The organism is Deinococcus planocerae, assembly GCF_002869765.1.
GTDB classification, from domain to species: Bacteria; Deinococcota; Deinococci; order Deinococcales; family Deinococcaceae; genus Deinococcus; species Deinococcus planocerae.
In genome coordinates this window covers 106,343-123,673 of sequence record NZ_PNOR01000009.1, presented here as the reverse complement: position 1 = coordinate 123,673, position 17,331 = coordinate 106,343, and the positions used below count along the sequence as shown (strand labels likewise).

General features: G+C 69.2%; 17 protein-coding genes. 10 read left to right on the top strand and 7 right to left on the bottom strand.

Going from position 1 to position 17,331, the window contains the following annotated elements; genetic code table 11:
* Positions 1-104: 104 nt before the first annotated feature.
* Positions 105-272 (bottom strand): hypothetical protein, encoded by a 168-nt coding sequence (locus A7B18_RS21900; protein WP_180970061.1) that lies wholly within the window; start codon positions 270-272, stop codon positions 105-107.
* A 108-nt stretch (positions 273-380) separates the two neighbouring features.
* On the opposite strand from A7B18_RS21900, the gene A7B18_RS07260 reads away from it, so the two are divergent.
* Entirely contained in the window at positions 381-770 is a 390-nt protein-coding gene (locus A7B18_RS07260; protein ID WP_102126016.1) for a helix-turn-helix domain-containing protein, read from the top strand.
* Between the two features lie 533 nt (positions 771-1,303).
* On the opposite strand, the gene A7B18_RS07255 is transcribed toward A7B18_RS07260, so the two are convergent.
* The 4 genes from A7B18_RS07255 to A7B18_RS07240 form a co-directional block, all read right to left on the bottom strand.
* Positions 1,304-2,272, bottom strand: a complete 969-nt coding sequence (locus tag A7B18_RS07255) for a WD40 repeat domain-containing protein (protein ID WP_102126015.1) — start codon at positions 2,270-2,272, stop codon at positions 1,304-1,306.
* 70 nt (positions 2,273-2,342) lie between these two features.
* Positions 2,343-3,134 (bottom strand): hypothetical protein, encoded by a 792-nt coding sequence (locus tag A7B18_RS07250; protein ID WP_102126014.1) that lies wholly within the window; start codon positions 3,132-3,134, stop codon positions 2,343-2,345.
* A gap of 173 nt (positions 3,135-3,307) precedes the next feature.
* A complete protein-coding gene (locus tag A7B18_RS07245; protein ID WP_102126013.1) occupies positions 3,308-4,612 on the bottom strand; it encodes an outer membrane protein assembly factor BamB family protein in 1,305 nt (434 codons plus the stop codon).
* A gap of 45 nt (positions 4,613-4,657) precedes the next feature.
* Positions 4,658-5,200, bottom strand: coding sequence for a hypothetical protein (locus A7B18_RS07240; RefSeq protein WP_102126012.1), 543 nt, complete (start codon positions 5,198-5,200; stop codon positions 4,658-4,660).
* A gap of 176 nt (positions 5,201-5,376) precedes the next feature.
* Between A7B18_RS07240 and A7B18_RS07235 the strand changes: the two genes are divergently transcribed.
* The 6 genes from A7B18_RS07235 (at position 5,377) to A7B18_RS07210 (ending at position 11,412) form a co-directional block, all read left to right on the top strand.
* Positions 5,377-5,679 (top strand): hypothetical protein, encoded by a 303-nt coding sequence (locus A7B18_RS07235; protein ID WP_146009481.1) that lies wholly within the window; start codon positions 5,377-5,379, stop codon positions 5,677-5,679.
* Between the two features lie 102 nt (positions 5,680-5,781).
* Complete coding sequence (locus A7B18_RS07230; RefSeq protein WP_102126010.1) at positions 5,782-6,636, top strand: hypothetical protein; 855 nt, start codon at positions 5,782-5,784, stop codon at positions 6,634-6,636.
* A gap of 113 nt (positions 6,637-6,749) precedes the next feature.
* Positions 6,750-8,015 (top strand): outer membrane protein assembly factor BamB family protein, encoded by a 1,266-nt coding sequence (locus A7B18_RS07225; RefSeq protein ID WP_180970059.1) that lies wholly within the window; start codon positions 6,750-6,752, stop codon positions 8,013-8,015.
* Between the two features lie 334 nt (positions 8,016-8,349).
* Positions 8,350-8,736: a BlaI/MecI/CopY family transcriptional regulator gene (locus A7B18_RS07220; RefSeq protein ID WP_102126008.1), complete on the top strand. Its 387-nt coding sequence runs from the start codon at positions 8,350-8,352 to the stop codon at positions 8,734-8,736.
* Positions 8,729-10,291 carry an N-acetylmuramoyl-L-alanine amidase gene (locus A7B18_RS07215; RefSeq protein WP_102126007.1) on the top strand — a complete coding sequence of 521 codons (1,563 nt, stop codon included), beginning with the start codon at positions 8,729-8,731 and terminating at the stop codon, positions 10,289-10,291. The genes A7B18_RS07220 and A7B18_RS07215 overlap by 8 nt, the downstream gene beginning before the upstream one ends.
* 245 nt (positions 10,292-10,536) lie before the next feature.
* A complete protein-coding gene (locus A7B18_RS07210; RefSeq protein WP_102126006.1) occupies positions 10,537-11,412 on the top strand; it encodes a hypothetical protein in 876 nt (291 codons plus the stop codon).
* A 31-nt stretch (positions 11,413-11,443) separates the two neighbouring features.
* Here the strand turns inward: A7B18_RS07210 and A7B18_RS07205 are convergent, their stop codons facing one another.
* Complete coding sequence (locus A7B18_RS07205) at positions 11,444-13,438, bottom strand: WD40 repeat domain-containing protein (protein WP_180970058.1); 1,995 nt, start codon at positions 13,436-13,438, stop codon at positions 11,444-11,446.
* A 191-nt stretch (positions 13,439-13,629) separates the two neighbouring features.
* Positions 13,630-14,337 carry a Clp protease N-terminal domain-containing protein gene (locus tag A7B18_RS07200; protein ID WP_102126004.1) on the bottom strand — a complete coding sequence of 236 codons (708 nt, stop codon included), beginning with the start codon at positions 14,335-14,337 and terminating at the stop codon, positions 13,630-13,632.
* Between the two features lie 99 nt (positions 14,338-14,436).
* On the opposite strand from A7B18_RS07200, the gene A7B18_RS07195 reads away from it, so the two are divergent.
* The 3 genes from A7B18_RS07195 (at position 14,437) to A7B18_RS22505 (ending at position 17,229) form a co-directional block, all read left to right on the top strand.
* Entirely contained in the window at positions 14,437-15,768 is a 1,332-nt protein-coding gene (locus tag A7B18_RS07195; RefSeq protein WP_102126003.1) for an outer membrane protein assembly factor BamB family protein, read from the top strand.
* 121 nt (positions 15,769-15,889) lie between these two features.
* The gene (locus tag A7B18_RS07190; RefSeq protein WP_245872781.1) at positions 15,890-17,041 is read left to right on the top strand and encodes a hypothetical protein; all 1,152 of its coding nucleotides are present in this window, start codon (positions 15,890-15,892) and stop codon (positions 17,039-17,041) included.
* Positions 17,017-17,229, top strand: coding sequence for a hypothetical protein (locus A7B18_RS22505; protein WP_245872780.1), 213 nt, complete (start codon positions 17,017-17,019; stop codon positions 17,227-17,229). The genes A7B18_RS07190 and A7B18_RS22505 overlap by 25 nt, the downstream gene beginning before the upstream one ends.
* The last annotated feature ends 102 nt before the right edge of the window (positions 17,230-17,331 follow it).

Below are 17,331 nucleotides of genomic sequence, written 5' to 3'. Positions count from 1 at the left end.
GCTCTGGCACTGATGACGGTCATGCCAGACGTTCATTTGAACCGCCTGCTCCTGACGTTCAGCAGAAACTCGGAATTTCTCCGCCAGCACGGCTATTCACTGCGCTATGCGAGGTGCAACTCCTGAGTCTTGGGGAGCGTGAAGCGCCCCGGCACCTGCGCGGCTTCAATCTCGCCCGTGCGAATCGCCTCGCGCACCTGCCGGACAAAGGCGTCACTTCTTTGGGGATTTGAGAGCTTCTTGACTTCCTCGCTCAACGTTGTGTACGGCATGGCCGTCATCTTAAGGGAAGGGGCTGTGTTTGCCGTATTCGTGAAGTGTTCAGTGGTCGGACAACCTCCGCCAGGAATATGCTATGGACGTACCACCAGGAGGATGCCATGCAATTACACGAACGACTCCGCGAACTCCGCACCGAGCGGTCCTTGCGTTTGAAAGACATTGCCGAGAACGCCGGGATCAGCGTGCCGTACCTCAGCGATCTGGAACGGGGCCGGACCAACCCCAGCCTGGAGACCTTGCAAACGCTGGCCGGGGCTTACGGCATCACCGTCCACGACCTGCTCGAAGGGGTGGAGTTCTATGGCGGTGCTACGGAAGCGGCCTTGCCCAAGGGGCTCGCCGAACTGGTGGCCGACCCCGTACTCGGTGGGCAGCTCACGCCGGACTGGGTGCGGACCCTGACCCGGATCGAGTTGCGCGGGCGTCGGCCACAGGCCAAGGGAGACTGGTACGAGATCTACCTGCACCTTCGGCGCATTCTCGACTAAGCCTGCCCACGGCGACCCCCACCGCGCTCCCACTCCCGGGGGCGCGTTATCGTTTCGCCAGCCAGGCCCCCCACTGCTCACGCGAACCTTCCCCGTACCCGTCGGCATCGCTGTACCTCAGCGTGCGCCACTTGAGCACTGGCCTTATCTGTACCAAGCACTGTGTAATGTAAGTTACACAATGGTGGGGCTCTTCCCGGAGGTCGCTCCTTTCCGGGTCACGCTAGAGTTCGACCAGCATTTTCCGCCAAGGAATTTGAGCCAGATCCTCCTCCAAGCTTTCCGGATCGCGTCAGGGTCGCATCTGCCCACCTGCGATCTCGGCTGGCAGCGTGAAGTTGATCGAGGCGTTTTTGAAGCTTGGTGACGACGCGCGCCGGGTGTCCCTCGTCTTGCTTCAGCAAAGCGTGTCGCTCGACCCCGAGGCGTACGCGCGTGCCAATGAGGCGGTCGGCTCGAGCGCACGCCCTTCGTCAAGCGGCCCCAGTCCAAGGCGCGGCGACGCCGGGAGGACGTCGCCGCTCAGCCGTCGTTCAGGGCCGGCGGCTGAGCGTGGCCCCGGGACCGGACACGAGCAGCGCCTCGCCCCGCGGCGTGAGGGCCGCCGAGGCGCGGCCGAGGTGCTCGGCGCGCACGAGGCGCGTCGTCCTCGTGTCGTACACCAGCACCCGCGCGCCCGCCTCGTACGAGCCCGGCACCACGTTGAGGGCCAGCCGCGACCCGTCCGCGCTGAGCGACGCCGCGAAGGGCGCGTGCGCGCACTTCGGGAAGGGTGAGCCCTTCGGGCAGGGCGTCACGAAGGTCGGCACCTGACGTACCGCCTCGCCGCTCTCGGGATCGATCCAGCCCACCGTGAAGCGCGGCGTCTCCATCAGCAGCGTCTGGCCATCCGGCGCGTAGGCGAAGATCGACCGTGACAAGCCCTGCGTGCCAGGCACGGTGCCGCGTCGCTCGCCGGTGTCCAGGCTCCACACGCTCACGCTGCCGTCCCTCGACCACACCCGCTCGTTCACCGCGAGCACCTGCGAGTCGGGCCGAAACGCGAGCTGGTCGGGCCGCGAGCGCATCAGCAGCGTGGCGCGGCGCACGCCGTCCGCGACGTTCCACAGTTGCACGTAGCCGTTGTCGTTGGCGACCGCGAGCGTGCGGCCGTCCGGGCTGAACAGCAACTCGCGCGAGCCGCGCACGCCGGGGATGCTCGACGACCACCGCCCGGAGGGCGAGCGCACCGTGAGGGTGTCGCCGTCCGCGCCCACCCACGCGGCGGCCTTCAGATCGGGCGTGACGGCCAGCAAATCCCCCACGTCGCCCCCCGCCTCGGGAAAGACCACTCGGCCGGTGACCTCGGCCGTGTCGGGGTCGCGTAGCGTGAGTTCGGGCAAGAAGCGGCCGTTCGCCTCCTCGCGGGTGATGAGCTGACCCTGGGAGGAAAAGCCCACGACGGAGGTGCGAGTCAGAGTCCACGTCGGCGCGGCGAGGGCGGCGAGCAGGGCGAAGGACATGGCGTCACGCTGCCGCCTGCGACCTGACGGCGGGTGAGACGGGGCGCCGCTTCCACACCCCCCGCGCCGTTCAAGGCCGCACCTCGAAGCGCTTCACGGCCCCTTCGCCCCACAGCACGGCGGTGTACCGACCGGCCTTCAGTGCGGGCAGCGGACCCCAGGGTTCGATGTGGACGCCGCCGGGGGCCACCGTGGTGGGCCGCAGGTCCGAGGTGCACGCGGTCTTCTCGGGCCGGTTGTCGTACACCGTCTGGCCCTCTGCGTCGCGGATCAAGAGCCCCTGTCCACACAGCCGCAGGTCACGGCTCGCGGTGCTGCGCCACACGTTGCGAAAGGCCACGCGTAAGTCAAGCGGCTTCCCGGCCTTCGCACCGCTCGGCAACACCAGTTCGGCCACGAAGGGGCCGGGCCCGATGTTCACGATGGTCCGCGCGTACATCGGTGGCTGACTGCGCAAGGTCAGGATGGCGGTGTACGCGCCGGGCGCGAGCTTCATCGGCAGTGTGACCGCGTAGACGCGTTGCTCGCCGGTCTTGAAGGTGACGTTCTTGCCCACGTCGCAATTGGCCGTGAGATACCGCTCAATGATCGGCGGCCCGCCCGCCTTGTCATACACCTTGAACAGGGGACAGGGAATGTGGTCGTCGCGCAGCCCACCGACGACCTGCGCACCGTTGCCCCAGCGGTAGATCAAGAGACGCATTTTGACCGGCTGTCCGGCGAGGGTGGGCTCGAGTTGCTGCAATTCCAGGGCGGTGCGCGGCTCCGGCGGCGTCCGGGCTTGTCCGCCCGTCGTGACCAACCCGAGCGTCAAGCACAGCATGAAGGCGCGTCGCATTCCCCCCGCGTCGTTGTTCGGCATGACGCCAGGTTAAGAAGAGTGGTTGATCCGCACTTGATCGGTGTGGACCGTCCATCCGATGATCTGTGGGTGACGAGGAGAGAGGGCGTGAAAGACGTGCGGTTCACTTGGCTTGTGAAGCTGTGACGAGTGTGCCAGCGGCGTAAGAAATTCCCGCCGTGCTTTCGGTGCGGCTACTTCTGCGCCGTCTCCGGTCTGGCGTACCCCTGCACTTCCCCACCATTCACGACCAGGATGCGGGTGGGCGTCAGCAGCACGTCGCGCCACTTGCTCGGCAGAGGCGCGCTCCAGGCCAGCGCACCCGTGTCCAGCCGCACCCCCACCACTGTCAACGCCTCGGGCACGGCGTAGAAGGCGAGGCCCTCCCGCTCCACGAAGTCGGTTGGCGCGCCGAAGGTCAGCCCCCCGCCCCGGATCGCCGTGCGTGTCGCGTACTCCCCGCCCAGCAGCCAGTAGTCCCCCGCAGCGGTCAGGAACCCTTCGCGCACGAGGTACTGCGGCACGTCCGCAGACCGGCTCGCGCGCCCGGCCAGCCGGGGAAGGAGGGCTCGGTCCCCACCAACACGGCGCCCCGCCGTCCGGGGCAGGCAGGCCACGACGGGCCGCCCCACGCTCTGCCCGCTGGCACAGACGGCGTTGCGGCTCACCAGCGGGGTGAGGAAGGACGCACCCGCCCGGCTTCCCTGGGGCAGGGCTGAGGCGAAGTCGTAGGTGACCCGCAGGCTGCGGCCCGTGGGCACGTCGATCAGGCGCACACCCACCCGGCTTGAACCCACGAACAGCGTGTCGTCCTCCACCCGCACTGCCGTTCCGTCCGAAAAGTCCACCCGCCAGACGGTGCGCCCACTGCGCAGGTCCACGCCCAGCACCTGCGGATGGAAATAGTCGGGCGCGATCCAGACCCCGAGGTCCCCCGCACTCGCCACCGGCCCCGTCGCGTCGTAGCGGGGGCGGTGCCAGAGTTGCCGCCCGGTGGAGGCGTCCACTCCCCAGGCTCCCGAGGTGGTGTTCACGACGACGGTCCCGCCCACGCGGGCGATGTTCTGCGCCCACGCGCCCCCGTCCTCGCGGGTGGCGTTCGGGCGCAGGGCGGTGGTCCACAGGGAGCGACCGTCCGAGGCGCGGAAGGCGCGCAGACCGTCGGCTCCCGTCGTGTACGCCACGCCGCTGTGCACCGTCAGCGGGGCCAGCAGACCGGTGCCCGCCTCCCAGCGCACGGCGCCGCTCGCCGCATCAAGAGCGCGGAGGCGGCCCCGGTGCAGGAGGAAAAGCCGCTCGCCCTCCACCGCGAGGGTGGTCGTGACGGGAGAGAGGGGCGGGTCGATTAAGGTCCGCCAGAGGACTGGACGCGGTGGGAACGTGGGGAGGAAGGCCGGACCTACGGCGCTGGTGGGGGCACGGATGGGTTGGGCCAGTCCGGCACCCAGACAGGCGGCAGCGAGCAGGACGCAGCAGCGCAGGAGGCGACTCAGGGTCATGGATTGCCTCCACCCTACGGTGCGGAAGCTGACGGGCCGTGAGGGTCACCGCTTCTGCTTCCCCGTGTCGAGGTCGAACACCGGCCCTGTTCCCTTCGCGTCCCGCAGGGCAAAGTAGGGCTTGTCGTAGTACACGAACTTCGCCTGGTAGCCCTGTGACAAGAACAGCCCAGACACGCCCAGACCGAACTTCGTGGAGTTCGGCTTGCCCGGAACAACGTCCGAAAAGGACAGATCGGCCACGACCTGACCCCGCGGGCTGTAGATGACGAGCGCGTGCCGCCCCTGCCGGTCCCCGCCGTAGGTGTCCAGCGTGACGACGTGCCCCCGAGGAGAGAGGGACACGTTCAACGGATGGTTCTTCAACGTGCCTCTCCAGACCACTGGGGTGGTCCCTGTGACCGTCAGCCTGAACAACTCCCCGGTCGCCGGGACACCGAACCTTCCTGCCCTGGGCAGCACCTTGAACCCGTAAGTCGTCAGCCCAGCATCCGAGCTGAAGAGCCGGGGGTGGGGGTCCACCCAGGAGTCGGCACGCGCAGAGCACAGGGAAAGGGCCGCGAGCAGGAAGGGAATGGCAGGGCGCATGCCTCCAGCGTGATGGGCCGGGGCTGACGGCGCGTGAGGGCTACGCAGCACGTTCGACGTGATGGTTGATCGCCTTTGGCACATCGCCTTCAGTTCCGCATCATCCGGGGAGGTGAACATGTGTTGTGGCGACGAAGCCGGCCCGGCCGTTCCTATTTGTCATCGGCCTCTGCGTCATGTTCGCTGTGGCCCTTGGAACGGTCGCCCTGGCGAAGGCGGACCGATTTCGGGGCTGGACTCCTCACGACGCCCACGCCGCTTGTACCGCCGTGGCGAACGTCGCCATCCGGCGGGCCAGCAGCGTGACCGTCGCTTTTACGGAACCGGGCCGGTTCCGTGATGGGTCCTGGACCCTCCGGGGCAGCGTGCGCCTCCAGGGAGCGCCGGGAGGGCTGACCCGCGCCCCCTTCACCTGCCGGTTGACGCAGGCGGCAGACATCTTTGAGGTGAGTCCCGCCAGCCTCACCCAGGGCCCCTGAGCGCGCGGAGTCCCCACCCGAATGGGTCCTTCCTGACGCGGCGGGTGCGACCCCTCCTCACGCCATCAGGCCAGGGTCAAGACCGCCGATTACTTTGAGACCATGCTCGCCGCCGCGCTGGGCGCTGCCCTGCTCGCTCCCGTTTCCCATGAGGCGGTCCAGGTTGTCCAGGGCCGCGCCTTTGTCTCCTGCCCGTGGCTGCACCAGCACCGGGAGGACCTGAGTTGCCTCGTCACGCCCTCCACCCTCGCCCTGGGTGATGCGTATTCCCCGACCGTCGTCTGGCTCATCGACCGTACGTCGGGAGAGGCGTCGTCCCACCTCACTTCCACGGACACAGTAAGGCGGCCCGTGACGCCGCCCCGTGCGACCCCAACCAACGTGTTCCTCGCCGCCCGCGACCTCCAGGCCTTGCTCGGCGTGAAGGTGGTCTGGCAGGCCGGACAGCTTTTCCTCGGCCCGACCCTCGGCGCCGAGCGGGCCGCCGCGAACACCACGCCAGCGGACCGGGCCGCGGCGGAGTTGAGGCGGCAGCGGGTCCTGCCTGCCGACCTGTTCCCGACCGGGGATGGGGAACGGCTGACCCTCTTCCCAGTGGGCCGGGCCGATGAACGCTGTGACTGGGTGGAGAGGGAGGTGCGCTGCTCGGCCTGGCGGGAGGACCACTGGCAGGAGACGTGGGCCGCCCGCGTCGGGCGAACATCGTGGGACGTCTGGCCGACTCCGGCGGGTGGGGCGCTTGACGCGGTGTTGGAAGCTGTTGTGACCGTGCGCGGCGAGGAACCCCGGTGGCCGGGGAGCGTGGAGTACGAGGGGGTAAGCGGCTCGGGGTTTGGACATGCGGTGCGGCGGGGCCGCGTGGCGCCCGACGGACGGTGGACGCCAGTGTATGAGAAACGCGGCACCATCGACGACGCCTTCGCGCCCAGGGTCCCTCCTCCGGTCGCCAAGCCCTGACGGCTGGGGCGTGGTCAGCGGGGCCGCTGGCATCCCAGACCACGCCTGATGCGCTCGCGCCATCGGCCCACCTCAGGCCGCAGTCAGGGATGGCCGGTAAGGTGAAGGGCACCATGCCCTCTACTCCGGTTCCGCGGCGGGCCCGCTGCGCGGCCCTGATTGGGCTTCTCCTGACCTGCGGCTGGGGAAGGGCGGGCGGTGCCGGACCCCAGCCGGTCTTTCCCGCCGCGGTGCGCCCGGTCGTCACGTCACCTGTGGCCCCGCGCGTCGCCACGGACGACCGCCAGGTCTACCTGATGTCGGAGGGCCAGGTCCGGGCCTACGATCCCACCCTGCGCCAGGAACGCTGGTCGGCGCCGCTGACCTCCTTCGGAAGCCTCGCCGTGGGGAATGGGCTGGTGCTCGCCGACGACGGCTTCGCGCGCCTGCACGCCTACGACGCCCGGACGGGCAGGCGAGTCTGGACGGCGCCCGCGCCCCGCCCCCTCACCTGGGGAGGCCGGGCGCCCGTCAGCACGCCGCTGCGTTTCCTGCAACGGGCGGGGGACGTGGTGCTGGGCGCGACGGTGGACGACGTGCGTGCCTGGGATGCCCGGACAGGCCAGCCGCGCTGGCAGGTGGGAGCCGGTGACCCCCTCGGTCCTTTCGCCGTGGATGACGGAGTCGCGGTCTTCGGCGCCCGCACGGGCATCGAGGGGTACAGCCAGGGCGTGAAGGTCTCCACCGGGCGCACGGTCTGGTCCAGCCGGGAGGGGGGCGAACCTCTGCGCGTGGCGGGCGGGCGAGTGTTTGGATACGGCCGGGGATATGTCGTCAACGTGGCGGAAGTGCGCAGCGGGCGCACCATCACCGTCCGTTACACCTTCCCGGCCCTGGTGGGGGCCCGCAACTTGAGCCACCCGTACGTACACGACGCGCAGGTCTGCGCCGAGGGGACGCTGCGGGGAGCCCGGCACGTGCAGTGCCTGCCCCGCACGGCGGGCCGGTACGTGCGGGGGGACCGCGCCCTGCTCACGGCCTTACGCCCCGAAACCTCGCCGTCCCGCCCAGTGTGGGAGGTGCAGACACGGCAGGTCCTCCGTACGGTGGACGGGACCTGGCTCCTGGGAGGCTCGCGGCCCGTGCGCCTGTCGTTGCCGAGGGCGACGCCGCTGCCCCGTGGCTGCTCGGTCGAGACGGTGTTCGCCGAGGCCGGACCCTCCGCGGTCTTCTCAGCCTGCGCGGCGTTCGGGCCTGGGCGGCTGGCTGTGGTGGACCTCCGTCGCGCCCGGGTGGTGCAGCTCATCCGGGCGGCGGGTGAAGTACAGGGGGCATGGCGGGTGGGCGCGCACTTGGTGGTGATGACGGACAAGGCAGTGCTGAGCGTGCCTGCCCCCTGACCGGTACGTTCCGGCTCTTGGGTAGTACCCGTGCCAGGAGTCGGGTTAAGGGGACGTGCTGGTCGGGTGTGGCGTCGGAATCCTGCTGGACCTGTTGTGACCTCTGGATTTCACTCTGCTTCTCGTGAAGCCCCCTGTGCCCGCACTCGTGCGTCGAAAATAGCCTCTCCCAGCGCTTTGTGCGGCGAGGTCACCAACAGCCGTCGCCATGCGTTCTGCTCAGGATTCTCCTGTGTCCAGGGCGGCCGCGACAAGCCTATCGTACGAGGTGGTACGAGTTAACTCATAGACATTACGAGTTAACTCGTATACCCTGGCGTTCAAGGAGACACGCATGGCCCGACCCCCACACCCCGGCCCCACGGAACGCGAACTCACCCTCCTCAAGATTCTCTGGCGGTTTGGCCCCTCCACCATCAAACAGATCCTCGCCGCCTTCCCCCACACCCCCAAACCCGCTCACACCTCCATCCAGACCAACCTGCAAGGCATGCTGGACAAGGGCTACGTCACCCGCTATCCCGGCCAGCCCAGCCACCTTTACGCCGCCGCCATCAGCCAGGAAGAAGTCGAACAACACGCCGTCAAGGACCTGATCGGGCGCGTCTTCGACGGTTCAGCCCTCCGCCTCATGACCACCGCCATTACCCAGGGTCAGGCCAGCCCCGAAGAAATCGAACGGCTCCAGGCACTCCTCGACGAGCGGGCGAAGCGTGAGTGACTTCCTCGCCACCTACCTCCTCCACAGCACCATCATCCTCGCCCTCACGCTTGCCCTCCTGCGGCTTCCAACCTTCCAAACGGCCTTCATCCGCGACGCCGCCCTGCGTATCGCCCTGATCGCCGGACTGCTCACGTCCGCCCTCGCCCCACTGCACCGCCAGGCCCTGCCGCTCACCGGGCCCGTCCTCCTCCACGAGGGCATTGCCAGGAGTGGACACCATAGGCAGGCGGCAGGACGGAGCGAAACCATCGACGGTGAGCGTACCGGTGAGGTCGGTGTCGGCCCGGCCACCCCCGATGCGCACGCTGTGGACTGGGTGGCGGTTCTTTTGCTCGGCAGCATCATCTTCGCCGTCACCCGCTTCGGTGCCGCTTACATCGTGGTGCGGCGGCGGTACATCGGCCGCGTGGACGATCCGCACCTACGAGCCCACCTTCAGCACCTCGTCGCCGGGAGCGGCCGACGCGGCGGAATCGAAGTGTGTTGGACTCGCCTGCCCGTCCCTTGTGCCCTCGGCACGCGTTACATCCTGCTGCCGCACGACGTCCAGAGCCGCCTCAGCGCCGCTGAACTCGACGCGGTCCTCGCCCATGAATGCGCGCACCTCCTGCGGCGTGATCCCCTCTGGAACCTCGGGTTGTCGTTTCTGACGCACCTCCTCTGGTTCCAGCCCCTGAACTGGGTCGCCCTGCGCGCGTGGCGCGATGCCAGCGAGGAGGTCTGCGATGCGTGGGCCGCGCAGCATGCCCCTTGCCTGACCCTCGCGCAGGCCATCTTGACGCTCGTCCAGCAGGGCCAGCCCTCCCTGCACGGCGGACCAGCGCTCCTTACCAGCCAGGCCGCGCGCAGCACGCACCTCTCGCAACGCATCCACGCCCTGATCGAACCGAAGGAGACCCCCATGAAACGACCCCGCATTCTCATCCTGGCCCTCGTTCCGTCCCTGCTGGGGGCCTTCACGCCACCGCTGGCCCTCGCCTCCACGCCGGGCGGGAAGCACCTGACGGTGGTGCTCGACGCGGCCCACGGCGGCCGTGATCCTGGCGTGGTTGGCCTGGACGGCCACCTGAGGGAAGACGATGTCGTTCTCGACATCGCTAAGAAGGTTCAAGCGCGCCTGGAGAAGCAAGGGGTCACGGTCATCCTGACGCGGAACGATGAGACCGAACTGTCCCTCCAGGACCGTGTGCGGCGGATTCCCTCGTCCGCCGACGCCTTCATCTGCATCCATGTCAATGCGCCGCGGAATCCGGCGGATCAGGGCGTGGAAACCTTTATCGCCCGTCAGGAAGCCGGTCCTTCCCTCCTCGTGGAGTCCCGCAAGCTCGCCGACCGTGTTCAAGCCGCGGTGGTAGCCTCGACGGGGGCCAAGAACGAGGGCGTCACGTTTGAGGACAAGTACAACTTCTATGTGCTGCGGAAGGCGAACGTGCCCGCTGCCCTGATTGAGGTCGGGTATATGACGAACGAGCGGGAAGCGGGGGCGCTCCAGGAGGACAGGTACCGGGAGCGGATTGCGGAAGGCATCGCCCGAGGTGTGGTGGAGAGGTAGCGCACAGAAGCGGTGGAACCGCGCGCCGTGTTGCAGAACTCCCTACGCCCACGCCGGATGGTTGGGTCCGTCGAGTCCGGCAACTCGTGGGTGGAGAGGGATGAGCCTCCTCAGCGCACGTCCCCTTAACCCAATTCCCGGTACGTCTACTACCCGGCGACTGCCCTATAGGGGCTCGGGAAACCGAGGTTGAGCACTTCACGCCCCTCTCACGCCGGGTCAGGAGGGGCCGGACAAGCTGAACCATGCCCCACAAACTGCTGCCCCTGCTGGGGCTGCTGGCCCTCACGCCCGTCCTCGCCCAGTCCGCGCCTGCCCCCCGGCCCGCCCCCACGGCGGCTGAACTGCTGCAACGCTTCCTCAGCCCCGACTGGACGGGGGACCAGGGCGGTACGGAAGTGCTGGTGGGGCAGGTCCCCGGGAACCTGGGCGTAGCCCTCCCCGCCGGGAGCCGCGTCGTCGGCACGGTGCAAACCTCCTTTGGCCAGGGCGCCACGCCCACCACGACCGCCGTGTACTTCGATACGGCCCTGACGCCCCAGCAGGTGTCAGCCCACTTGATAAAGGCGCTCGGCAGCGGGTGGCAGGAGGCGACGGGCCTGCTGGGCGGCCCCTACGAGGCGCAGGGCGGGTTCCAGCCCAGCACCTCCATCCTTAACCGGGCCTGGTACCAGAAGAACCCGGCGCGGCTCGTCCAGGTGTCCGCCCGCGCGGTGGGGAGCACCACCCAGGTCACCCTGCGGCGGCAGCAGGGCGTGGACACCGAGCGCCTGATCGAGTCCATGGGTTCCCGCTCGCCTTCCGCGTCCCTGTTCCTGCAACTGCCCACGCTGGTCGCGCCCGAGGGCAGCACCGTGTGGCCGCAGGGAGGTGGCGGCGGTGGGGACGAGGTGACCCAGACTGCCCGCGTCGAGACGCGGCTGGACCGGGCTGCCCTGACCGAGCACTACGCGGCGCAACTGCGAACCGCCGGGTGGCGGCTGGTAAACCGGGCGGACGTGGGTCAGGTCACCTCGACGGTCTGGTCCTTTACCCGAGGTGGCCAGGAACGGGTCGGCCTGTTGATCCTGGCGGGGACCTCACCGTACCGCGCCACCCTGATGACCCAGGGGGCGCGCTGAGGGGAAGGGATGCCCGTTGGGGTCTTCCCCGTCACCTCAGCCGCAGCACCGTGACCGTTCCGCCGCGCTCCGTCGTGCCGCTGCCCACGGCGAGCAAGGTGCCCGCCGAGTTGAAGGCTACTGCCCGCGTCGAGGCGCTCAAGCCCCGGTAGCTCCCCACCTCCACCCCCTTCTCCAGGTCGAACACGTTCACGCTGTCCCCGTGTAGGGCGGCGAGCAGTCGCCCATCCGGGCTGAACACTGTCTGGTCCACGGTGCCCTCTCCCGGAAAGGACATGAGCCGCTGGAGGCCCAGGCGTTGATCCACGGCCCAGACCTCGGTGCTGCCGTCCGCACGGCCCGAGGCAAAACGGCGGCCGTCCGGGCTGAAACCCGCGGCGTACAGGTCTCCGAACTTCGGAGCCGTCAGGATGGTTTTGGTCAGCCTCCCCGTCACCGAGTCGAACTGGCTCAGCGCCGCCCCTCCCGATGCCGCGGACAGTTCCCGCACCGTGCGGCCATCGGGCAGCAGCCGCAGGGCAAACGTGCTGCCGCCTGAGGATTTGAATTGCCAGTACGCCCCACCTGTCAGGGCCACCCACCGCTGGGGATCGTTGTAGGCGGCCTGACCTCCCTGCTTGTACAACGCCGCCTCGACGGGTTGGATGGACCAGTTCGGCTGCCGGGTGAGCCTCGCGGTGCGGACGGCGAAGAGCCCGACCCAGTCGCCGAACAGCAGCGTTCCACCGTCCCGGGAGAACTGCGGCCAGCCGACCCCGTTGGACTTCAGCCCCAGCGCGGTGACCGGCTGGCCCCGCGTGTCCCACAGGCGCAGGAAGGCGTCCTGCCCGCCCGAGGCCAGGCGCGTGCCATCCGGCGAGAAGCTCAGGTCGTTCACGCCCTCGGGGTGGGCCGCCCAGCCCCGGGCTGGGCTTGTTCCCTTCCAGAGCTGGATGCGGCCGTCCCGCGCTCCCGTCGCCAGCAGCGTTCCGGCCGGGTTCCAGGCGAGCGCCATCACCGAGTCGTCTGGGACCGTGTAGGTCTGCCTCACCTGGCCGGTCAGGTCGAGCACCTCGGCCCCCTTCTTGACACTCGTGGCGATCACGTTGCGGCCATCGGGTGTCCACGCCACGGCGAGCACACCGATGCGGGTGTTCGGAGGCTGAAGGAGGCGCAGTTGCTTGCCTGTCCTCGCGTCGTAGAGCTTGGTGCTGCTGCGTCCGGTGGCGGCGAGGGTCTGGCCGTCCGGGCTGTAGGCGAGGCCGTCCACGAAGTCGGGCTGTCCCCCCAGATTGAACACCCTCTCGCCCGTGCCGGTGTCGTACACGGAGGCCATGAAGTTCTCGACCTTGGGCATGGAGTCCCTGAAGGCCACTGCGAGGCGCGAGCCGTCCGGTGAGAAGGCGAGGGCGCTGGGGGAGCCAGGCGTGGTGAACACGTCGATGGGCCGCGGGAGAAGAGGCAGCGCCAGGGTCGCCCGCACCTTGAGGGTCGCCGCGTCGTACATCTTCAGGGGCCTCTCGCTGTCCGCGACCGCCAGCCGCTGCCCGTCGGGGCTGTAGGCGGCGAGCGTGCCCGGGACGGTGCGGACCAGGCGGCCCCCCCGCCACACCTGAAGCTGCCCGGCGCAGCCGACCACGAAGTCCGAGGCAGAGCGGACGGCCAGGGTGGTGACCTGCTCGCGGTACTGCGGGGCGTCCTTCACGAAGCCGCAGGCTTGCAGGGTGGAGCGGCGTTGGCCTGTCCCCGAGTCCCAGCGGCGGACGGTGCCGTCGTTGCCCCCGGAGAAGAGCGTCTGACCGTCGGGGGTGTAGGTGACGGCGGTGATGGGGCCGGTGTGCCCGGCCAGGCTCACTCGCTTCCCGGTGGCGCGGTCGGTGAGGAAGAGGGCGGAGCGGGAAACCAGGGCGAGTTGTCCACTGTCCGGAGAAAGGGCAGCGCCGGTGGTCCAGCCGATGTGGCCGGTGAGGACCCGCTCGATGGGCAGGGACGTGGCACCCGCTGTACAGGTCAGGAGGCCCAACCACAGGCCCAGATGTTGTGGCATGGCCGCACGGTAGCGAACGAAGCTGATCGGGTCCTCCGCCTTTGGGTGCAGCCGGGCTGGAATGGCAGGGGGGTGGACAACAACCATCGGCGGTCGTCTTGATCACCCAGGTTGTCCGGCCCCAGCCTCCCGCGCAGACCTGGCTGTCTTTGTCACACCTGGGGCGTGCATGGCCTTGAGGGGACGGAGCTTCAATCCCGCCGCCGCAGGGCGTGGTTGACGAGGTGCAGCAAGACGGCGTGCTTCCTGTTCTCGGAAAGACTGTCCCCGGCGACCCAGCGGTACACCACGTCCTCGAACAGGGCGATGAGGCTGGGGTCCCCACCCTCGATCACCAGAGCGGCCACCTCGTCCTCCGTCATCCCGGCGGGCGGCGTGCCATCCCGACTCAGGGTTTCTTCAAGCAGGTGGCGCAGCGCCTCGACCTGTGGTCTCCTCTCCTGATCCTCCATCGGCATCTCAGCCTGGGCGGCCAGAGGCGCGGCTCGCGCCCGGTCCACGATGACCTGGGAGGCGACCCCGAGGGAGGCGAGGATGTGCCGGGTGACGGGCTGCCCGACCTGCACGATGCCCAGCAGGATGTGAGGCGTGGACGTGACGGGGGCGCCCAGCGTCCTCGCCTCCTGCGAGGCGACCTCCATGACCCGGCGGGCGAGCGGGGTGATGTTGGGCACGTCGTTGAGGGAGGTGGCCTCGCCCGGGGGACTCAGTTCCCTGACCTGCTGGCGCATTCCTGCGAGGTCGGCTCCCAGCCCGAGGAGCACGTCGCGGCCAGTGCCCTCGGCCCGCAGTAACCCGAGGAGCAGATGCTCGGGGCCGACCTGGGCGTGCCGCAGGGCGTTGGCCTCCTCGCGGGCGTAGTGGAAGGTGAGTCGGGCCTGATCGTCGTAACGGTTCACGGCATGATCCTCCTGGGCATCCTTGTCGGCTTGAGCTGCGCTTGAGCCTCCATCGTAGGGTGGACGCTCCCCCTTCCCCTGGCTGCCTATCCTGAGGCCATGCACAAACGATTCCGGGTCTGGGGCGTATTGGCCCTGCTGGCGGCTTCCGTGGGGGAAGCGCAACTGCTGAGGCCGCAGGGTTATCAGGGGCCGATCCCTGTGGGTCGCGTCGACGGTGTCCGTGAAGTGGGGCCCCTCTGGGCGCTGGCCGTGGACCGGAGCGAGTCCGGTGAACAGAACGTCTGGCTGGCGGGCACACGGGTGCTGTCCCTGTCGAAGGGCGTCTGGCAGGCGCGTGACCTCGCCACCGGGAAGCTCGTCTGGCAGGCGGCAGACGCGGGCCGAGTGATGGCGACCACGGACAGCGGCGTGCTCCTGACCCAGAAGCGCGTCCTCACCCGCCGCCGCGCCTCGGACGGTCAGGTGCAGTGGCGCGTGACCCTGCCCACCGAGGTACGCGACATCAAGGTGCAGGCGGGGACGCTGTACGTCACCACCCTGGCGGGAATGATGGCCCCGAACGACGCGCCCGGCGTCATGGCCCTGGACGGCGCGACCGGCAAGACCCGCTGGCAGGCTCAGGAACTGGAGATGACGGAGTTCAGCGGCGCGGTGCAGGGGGTCGCGTTCTGGAACGCCTACCGGGGCGAGCCGCACTTTCCAGGAGTGCACGCCTTCGACAACGCCACCGGCAAGCCGCTCTACCGCTTCGGCGCGACGGTCGGCCCGCTCGTGGTCGGGGACGCTCAGGTGCTGGTCAAGGACTTCGGCGCCCCGGGTCCAGATGACCGCGCGCAGTTGCAGTGGGTGGACCTGCGTTCTGGCAAGGTGCGCCGCCAGCTCAACCTCGCGGCGGACTTCCAGTGTCCGGGCGGCAACATGATTCAGCACACGGGCAACGAGGCGTTCTACGCGGCGCCCTTCGTGTACGTGCTGGATCAGTGCGGGCAGCGGCTGCGACAGTTCGAGGCCACGGGCAGGGCCGCAGGCGAGACGCCCCAGAAACCAGTTCGCACCTTTGCCGCCCCGGACGACGGGCGCTGCCGGCTCGGCCCGGTCGGGGAGTACCTGCTGTTCGAGAGCCGGGCTGGGGAACTGCGGCTGATTCCCACCACGGGCCGGTCGCCCGTGAGCCTGAACGGGGTGACCATGCCGACCGGAACCGGGCTGGTGATCCCGGGAGGTGGGCAGGTCTCCCGGCTGGACGCCTGGGGGAACAAGGTGTACGTCGGGCGGGTGGGCGGTTCCCTGCTGGCCTATGACGTGGGGACAAAGAAAGCCCGGTATCAGGTCCGGTTGCCCTGGGCGGGCTTCGGGCCGACCCTGCACGGCGGCAACTACGCGGTGTTCACGGCGCCGGACGGGCTCGCGGTGGTGCGGGAGCCGTAGAAGACTTTACGGACAAGATGGCTGCCCGTGTGGGGCTGGCGCCTCCCTGGCGAACCACTGGACCCGCGCCATTGCCTAATTTCAGCGGCGACGCCGGCCCCCGCATGACAGGATGTCCGCCATGCCGCGCCGCCTGTCCCTGTCCGGTCTGGTCCTCGCCCTAGGGTTGTGCGCCCACGCTGGGGCCACCGACCTGCGCCTCTACTCCACGTTCGCCGAAGTGCGGGAACCCGTCACGCTGACCGCCTCGGGGGGCACGGCCGCCCACCGCTTGACCTTCACACGGGAAGCCTGGTCCCTCGTGCAGCCGGGCAGTCTGAGCTTCTTCGGGGCGCCACTCGTCCGCATCCAAACCCTGCCCACCGACCTCGACTGGCTCACCACCCAGGAGGGCCAGGCGGTGAAGGTGCTGCGGACCGGGCAGCCCGCGCTGGACGGCACCCTCGTCCGCGCCCCCGACCTGCTGGTGCGGCTCGTGTCCGGCGAGTTCCTGAACGTCCGCCGCGACGAACTGGCCTTCACCAGCCCGCCACCCCTCGACTGGTTCCAGGGAGGCGTCGCGGCGCGCTTCGAGGTGGCCGGACAGGGGCAGGTGTCCGGGGAGGTGAGCTACCGCACCCAGGCGCTGTCGTGGTCCCCCCTCTACGAGCTGGAGGCGGCCGGTGCCCAGGCCCGGCTGGCGGCGCTCGCCGAGATTCGCAACCTGGGGGGCGAGGCTTTTGACGCGCGGCAGGTGGACCTGTTCGCGGGTGACGTCCGCACCTTCGCCGTGGCGGGTCAGACGGGAGCGGCCCAGGCGACCCCGGCCCCGCCGCCCCTGCCGACCGCTGGAACCGCCCACTTGAGTGTGGCGACCAGACCTGTCACCAGCGCGGGTGAACTGCGCGGCCTGCAACGCTACACGCTCGCCGGTGGCCTGAAGCTGGACCGGGGCGAGACCCTGACCTTGCCCTTCGTGCAGCCGAAGATCACCGGCTTCACCCGCTACGACAGCATCAGCACGTATTTCGATCCGCAGGAGCGACAGGGCCGGGCGAGCCGCCACTACAAATTCACGCCGGACACGGCTTTGCCCAGTGGCCCGCTCTCCGTCCGGGAGGAAGGTGTTCCCGTGGGAGCCGTCCTGTTGCCCGCCGCCCAGGCGGGGCGGGCGGTGGACCTCGACCTGGGGGCGTGGGGGCGGACAACGAACTGCGCTACGAGCGGAGGGTCAAACGGCTGGGCCAGGAGAAGGACCCCGCCGGAAAGGTGCTCAGCACGACCTATCAGGTGACCTACACCCTGACGAGTACGAAGACCCGGCCCACGAGGGTCCAGGTCCGGGAGCAGGTGTACGGCCGCGCGTTGGCGGTGGACGGTCAGGCGGTGCAGGGGACGCAGGTCAACGTGGAGCGCCGGGTGGACGTTCCAGCAGGGGGGCAGGCGAAGATCACCTTCAAGCTCAAGGTGGGGGTGGGCTGAGGCCGGGGTCCTCCCTCAGACCGTGGTCAGGCCTTCCCGGTAGAACGCCGTGAACCCATGTCGATGACCTCCGTACCCGGTGACCGTCTGAAACGCCTCCTG